General features: G+C 45.2%; 4 protein-coding genes and 1 tRNA gene. 4 read left to right on the top strand and 1 reads right to left on the bottom strand.

Features of this window, described 5'->3' with window-relative positions; translation table 11 throughout:
- Positions 1-194 precede the first annotated feature (194 nt).
- Positions 195-1,013, top strand: coding sequence for an alpha/beta fold hydrolase (locus BLV90_RS15725; protein ID WP_091743048.1), 819 nt, complete (start codon positions 195-197; stop codon positions 1,011-1,013).
- Here BLV90_RS15725 and BLV90_RS15720 read toward each other — a convergent pair.
- Positions 989-4,651 carry a heparinase II/III domain-containing protein gene (locus BLV90_RS15720; RefSeq protein ID WP_091743046.1) on the bottom strand — a complete coding sequence of 1,221 codons (3,663 nt, stop codon included), beginning with the start codon at positions 4,649-4,651 and terminating at the stop codon, positions 989-991. The two genes, BLV90_RS15725 and BLV90_RS15720, sit on opposite strands and share 25 nt — an antisense overlap.
- A 92-nt stretch (positions 4,652-4,743) precedes the next feature.
- Between BLV90_RS15720 and BLV90_RS15715 the strand changes: the two genes are divergently transcribed.
- From BLV90_RS15715 to BLV90_RS15705, 3 genes are all read left to right on the top strand, one after another.
- Positions 4,744-5,775: a right-handed parallel beta-helix repeat-containing protein gene (locus BLV90_RS15715; protein WP_091743044.1), complete on the top strand. Its 1,032-nt coding sequence runs from the start codon at positions 4,744-4,746 to the stop codon at positions 5,773-5,775.
- 164 nt (positions 5,776-5,939) lie between these two features.
- Positions 5,940-6,016, top strand: a tRNA-Pro gene (locus BLV90_RS15710).
- 416 nt (positions 6,017-6,432) lie between these two features.
- A partial coding sequence (locus tag BLV90_RS15705) for a helix-turn-helix domain-containing protein (protein ID WP_177168124.1) occupies positions 6,433-6,614 on the top strand: 182 nt, incomplete at its 3' end.

The following is a 6,614-nucleotide window of genomic DNA, read 5'->3' as shown; positions in this document are numbered from 1 at the left end:
TAGCCATAAGAAAATCCCCCTCCAATAAACAATGATTTTTGTCCATCTTAACAGATGGACTTTTTTCACTGTCTACCTTTAGGGGACAATACCAACCTGGGGCTACTTTTTTTGTATGAGTTTCTCATAAGATGATACAAGGGCTTTTAAGGGTGTTCTGGCATTCAAGTAGGAGCATACGAGGAGGTGGATCAGTGGGTTATTATATCGCTGTGGAGGAGAAGGTTCGTATCTTTGTAGAGGATATCGATCCTGGACAAGGGAAGCCAGTTCTTTTTATCCATGGATGGCCGCTCAATCATAAAATGTTTGAGTATCAATTTAATCATTTTCTACAAATGGGCTACCGCTGCATCGCTATTGATTTACGTGGATTTGGAAAATCAGATCGGTCGTGGAATGGATACTCGTATAATCGATTGGCGGATGACATCCGCATCGTGATTGATACATTGGGCCTAGAGAATATCACCCTTATTGGATTCTCTGTGGGTGGCGCGATTAGCATTCGATATATGGCGCGACACGGTGGTCATCAAGTGTCCAAATTGGCCTTACTGGGAGCTGCGGCCCCGGCTTTTACTAAAAGGGCAGGTTTTCCCTATGGACTGACTAAGGCGGAAGTTAACAAACTAATTGAAGGTACCTATAAGGATCGCCCCAAAATGCTTGTCAACTTTGGGGATATGTTATTTGCTCGATATGTATCAGATGAATGTAAAGCATGGATACATGGGTTAGGTATGGAAGCCTTTGGCCATGCAACAGCGATGTTGGCCATTTCCTTACGTGATGAAGATTTGCGGCAGGATCTTCCTACTATTCAGGTGCCAACAATTATCCTCCATGGTAAACAGGAAAAAATCTGTCCTTTTCCGTTAGGAGAAGCGATGAAAGCGGGGATACAAGGTTCTAAACTGATACCCATGAAATATAGCGGCCATGGACTCTTTTACTGTGAGCAGGAGAAACTTAATGCAGAGTTGTTTCAATTTATAGGGTCTTCGATTTGACTAGGTAGGAATTTGAAGGTAGTTCCGTCTTTTATCCATTCTTGGGTATGGGGAATCCTCCATTTGTCTCCGAGGTGGATATCATATACCAACCCTTTGCCGAAGTCGGAGGGATCCTCATAACGACGGATTAAGGTGTTATCTCCGATATCTAAGGTATATTGGTGAGGGTGTCTGACCTTAACCCCGTAGATACGGTAGGCAACATTTTGCTTTGATTTGTTTTTTATATATATGAAACGACCGATGAGTGTGGATGAATGGGGGAGGGGTTGGTTGGTTTTGATAGTGATCTCATTGGGAGAGCTCAAGGAACGGGTGAAATCAAGGATGGTACCCTTTAGGGATGGATGTTCTATATGAAGAAGAGGTTTATCCTTCCACTGGATCAGCGTTCCATCATGGATATGGGCATAAATGGGCAGGTTTTTTCTCGTGGATACACAGCCAAAGAAACCACGAAAGGTGAAGGGCCCCGTCTTGTATTCAGATTGGGGATCTAATGAATTGAAAATGGTATCCACACGTCCGTCGGTTAACTCAACCTGAAGGGCAAAGGCGGTGTGAGAGCCCTTCGTTTTACTCCCGATTTTACGAAGAGGGAGGGGCTTAATTGTACGGATGTGGGATGTGGAACGATAGGGCTCCATCACGGAAACAAACTGACTGGCTAAATCGTTCCCTTTTCGATGAGCGATCAGGTAGCGAAGGTGATCAGGGTTGCCAGGTAGGTGGGGAGGGTATCCGTTTGCAAGAGCTACATCGTCTACGGGAGTCAGCATGGTAAGTCGAAGATGATGCCCCTCTTTATTCGTTGTTACTTTCCATGTGTCTTTTATCTTCCAGTCAACGAAAAAAGGGAGCTTTGGCTGGTTATCCCTTGTAACCTGATCAAGATAGTGAAAGCCACTACCAGTATATTTCCACCCCGCTGATTGGCTAGACTCCTTGCGACCAAATGGGATGGTGGGACCCGCGTAGGTTCCTTTGGGTTGGGGTTGAGGGTGGAGCCCACCTGTCGTTGCTACCCCTTCAGCACCATGAAAACTATAATGATGGTCGTGTCCCCCTTTTACGCGAAAAAAATCAACGATGTAGGAGTGGGTATCGTCCATGTCGATCATGGCCACTGTACGTCGATAATGCTGTGTTTGGGGATAGACGAAGGGTGCATCTACATCGATGAGCTGAATCGGTTGTCTGCCTTCAAAGTGGTGGGGAATGCCGGTTGTATGATCGGACTGCTGTTGTTGATCAACAACCACAGTATTATGACTAATGGTGTTGGCTACCCATTCAGTACGCGTTTTAAGATCAGTAGGGTAACCCAATTCAGGAGCGAGATCGAGGCCGAAACCGTGGATACCGATATTTAAGGTATCTTTATGACCGTGGCGACCTATACCATTGTCCCCATAATACATCCAGACCCCTTGCTTATGATGAGGGTCTCGTTTGTTAAAATGACTATGGGTTAAGGGGATACTACGGAGTTGTAAACGATCTAAACTAAGACCGAATCCAGTAGAGATGGGGTTCTTACCGATATTGTGAAAGGTGAGAGTGTGTAGCCCCTTCGCCAAGGTGAAATTTCCTAATGGGAGCGTCGTCTTTTCTGGATCACTGCTATAAAAATCAGTTTGGTGGATGGAATGACCATCTATGCGAATGTCGTATACTCCTTGATTGGTTGCACGTAGCAAGGTAAGATCCAGGTGTACGGAGCCTGTTGTGTGCACAGGAAAGGAAAAGGTAACTTGACCTCCCGGATGGTTGATGGCCATCTGAATTCCCTTACTATCTGCGTAATAATCCTCAGGTAAGTGAAAGGCTTCTGGGATATGTTTAGCGAGGGAATCTGTCGACAAGTACAAAGCTCCTTGATGGTGAATAATTTCCCCGCTTTTCTCTGTAATCCTCAGCTGGCTGAAGGGAAGTTCGATGCCAGCCTTTACCTTGTTCATCTTTCCCGCACGAAGGGCTGCAAACCCAAAACCGCTCAGATGGACGCTAGTAGGATTTAAAGGTCCTTGAGTTTGGATTACCTGACGAATAGCGGCGATGGTTTTCTCTGGGTGGGCAGAAAAAATATCTCCATGTAACCCTTTGAATGAGTTGCCATTAAGATAATAAGCCGCCTGGGCATAGATCGGGTCATGATATTTTGCAAAGGCTTTGACGTGTTCTTCGGCAGAGCCAACGAGTACCGGATTTCCTGTCTTAAAGGAATCGCCGATGGCTGGAGTGTGATTTTCCATGAGGAGTGGCCACCGAGAGTCAAACATTTTTTTAACTTTTAGATGGTGGTACAGATCGGCTTCAGGATAACGATCATACCCTTCTAAGATATCGGCGATACTCATGATTTGGGTAAGCCAGTAGCTATTGTACTGGGTAGAAGGTTCATCGCCAAAACCATCATGATCGATACGATCCATCAAAGTAGAGTAGACATCACCCCCTGTCATACGCCATGTTGGCCACGGATAAAGTGTACCTGCTTGAAAAAGCCAATCGATCCATCTCTTTGATGTGTGTGGATCGTCTAGAACGACCGCTGCCATCGCAAGTGCACGCTGATGCATGCCAAAATTCCCGCGAATTTGTGCCTTCTTCATAGCGGGAAAGATTTGGCGGAGGAGACCCTCTTCAATATTTTTACGAATAGCGGCACTGCTATTTTTGGGATTGGTTAGATGATATTTGGCTGCTTTCTTTGCTAAGAAAGCAATCGTGATGGGAGAGTTCATCCGTGGGAAAAACGCATCGTAAGCAGCCAAATATTCAGTGACGGCTGTCGCTTCCCAGATGCTTCCCCGAATCTTTCCTTGCCCCGTGCCACCATGGGAGTTGCGATAGATGGTAGGATCGTAAGCGGAGAGATCCATAGCTGGGTAAATATCTGCAATGCGATCCAGTAGAATGATCCCTGCATCCACGTAACGAGGTTCACCTGTATAAAGATACGCGTCCCGAAAGGCGCGCAGAGCCGTATCGATGACACCACCATGCCAAATATGCCAGTGATTATAATAAGCAATAAACGTCCATCGATCCCCGTGTTTATCGATCCATCCCCGTCCATCATCTACTCCCCAGTGCCCCCCCTTTTCTGGATAAAGTTCATTACGCAAAAATTGAGGGTTAGCCCGTTTCCGCTCAAATATTCCATATTCATTTAATCCACTTTGATAGTAAGAAGCAAAATCATTGGTGGGAAAGCGATAGCCGCTTGAGGGGTCGGTAAGTTTCCAGGGATCATTTTTGGGATCGGCTAACCAGCCGCGATAACCATAGTGATCATTTAGCTTTTTTCCTGTGATGGGAGAGCCTTTTTCTAGATTCACAGCAAAGCTGCGTGGAAGGCTCTGGGGAGTAATCATCATCCAAAGACGATCCATCCCCCAGTGAAGATAATGGTCGGCTTCGTGCACAGCGTTATCCCGAATTTGCCGGGCCCAGGCGTAACGCTGAATATTATGCCTGGCGTGAGCTACTTTAGAGAGCGTGTAATAAGTAGGATGAGTCTTCGTCGGTTGGATCGTACTCGTTTTAGATAAAGAAACAGGGAGTGAGGGCAGGAATGTGGTGCCAGTGAGAGAAAAGAGTAATAGATAGATCATCATCCAAACTTTCATGCTTTAGGCTCCTTCAGGTAGAAAAGTCCTGTCCACTTGGGAAAAATTTTAATATTATATATTAATTCCGTGGGAAACAGGAGGGATCAGCCATGGCCCAGTATGATGTTACAAAGTTTGGTGCAAAGGGAAATGGAACTGCGAACGATGCTCCTTCAATTCAAAAAGCCCTAGATTCGGCTCGAGATGCTGGGGGAGGAAAAGTTATCGTTCCTGGTGGTACCTATAATGTGGGTAATATCCTTAAAATTTATGACAATACCTCATTGGATTTGGATAAAAATGCGTGGATTCGGCGTCAATCAGAAGCAAATGCGATGATTATCAACGGAACCAATGGACAAGGTGGGTATCTCGGAAATCAGAACATTGAAATTGTCGGCGGTACATGGGATGCCAATATGGGATTAAACGATGTATCTTGTACAGCCATTGCCATCGGACACGCTACAAACGTTCGTATCCGAAATACAAGAGTGCTTAACGTCAACAACTGGCACTCTATAGAGCTGAATGGAGTGGAGGGAGGGGAAATCATTAATTGCTTCTTTAGTGGATTTACCCTCACACGGAAGTGGAGTGAGGCAATACAGCTAGATATCATGATATCTGCCGCTGCTTTCCCCTGGTTTGGCCCCTATGATAATAGTTACTGTCGCAATATTCTGATTGAAGGGTGTACCTTTACAGGGGGTTGGTATCGTGGGATTGGGAGTCATTCACAGGCAGAAGATGTTTACCATGCTCATATTCGGATTGTGAATAACCACTTTGAAAATTTAATTGGAGCGGGTATCGAGGCCTTTCGCTATCGTCATGGCTCCATTCAAGGAAATACATTTACGAATGTAGAGAGAGGGATCAACTTTCAAAACACTGCTTACTTCGCAATTGGTGGCAACAGTATTCGAAACCCTGAAAAGGATGGTATTCTATTGGAGGACTCCAAGGGAAACTCCATTGTGGGCAATGTTGTCCGAAATGCGGGATGCGCAGGAATCTATGTCGATGAGACCTCACTAGGCAATAACATTCTAGGAAATTCATTTACCAACTGTGCGGATGGAGGGATCGTAGACATGGGGAGTAAAAACACAAAGAGCGGCAATGGGATTGTAGTATAGGGCTTCGGAAAAGAACGATTAAAATAAAAAATAGATTTTCTGCTATTTAGGTCTTGCGCTTTTTGCGAATCTCAGTATATAATGGTTCTTGCGGTGATCGAAACGGCTAGGGTGCTTGAACGAAAGACATGTATTTTGGTTGAAATCTACACCGCACAATATTACGGGGCGTGGCTCAGCTTGGTAGAGCACCTGCTTTGGGAGCAGGGGGTCGCAGGTTCAAATCCTGTCGCCCCGACCATATAGCATGATCGGGGAAACGAGTCCTATGGGGGGCTCGTTTTTGTTTTGGGTTTATGAGAGTGGGAACATGTTTTTCTTGATGAAAGTGGTTGATTAATTGAAGGATAATTTAGTTAGTTGTGTGAATTAAGATAGAGTCTGGAATATGGGGGCACTTCTAGATAGGGAAATAGAGAGTAGAAGACGGAGAAATCCAGTTTCCCAGCACGAAAGAAATCCTATATCTAACCCAATCCATTTTCTTCCCAGCGGAACTTAAAGGTAAGGATTTTGCTCATTTCATTATAGAAAGCGCCGTAAAACCCCTGGCTTCAGCCATGGGATATAAGGCGCGTCGAACGAGGGAGGGGGAGTTTTTCCCTCTCGCAAGTTCGACTATCCCCGTATATAATTAAGTATAGGGGAGGTGAACTAATGCACAAAGCGTTTAAATTTCGTTTGTGTCCAACGAAGGAACAAACCAATCTCATCAATAAATCTATCGGCTGTAGTCGCTTCACGTTTAATCACTTTCTAGCCAGATGGAACGAATCCTATGACAGCACAGGAAAAGGTCTGACCTATGGAACCTGTTCTGCCCAACTGACCGCCTTGAA

The organism is Marininema mesophilum (assembly GCF_900106775.1).
GTDB lineage: Bacteria > Bacillota > Bacilli > Thermoactinomycetales > DSM-45169 > Marininema > Marininema mesophilum.
This window is presented reverse-complemented; position numbering and strand designations above follow the sequence as displayed.

What these genes read in the sequence shown, in the direction of transcription:
- BLV90_RS15715 (WP_091743044.1), top strand. Translation starts at nt 4,744, where the DNA reads ATGGCCCAGTATGATGTTACAAAGTTTGGTGCAAAGGGAAATGGAACT.
- BLV90_RS15720 (WP_091743046.1), bottom strand. Translation starts at nt 4,651, where the DNA reads ATGAAAGTTTGGATGATGATCTATCTATTACTCTTTTCTCTCACTGGC.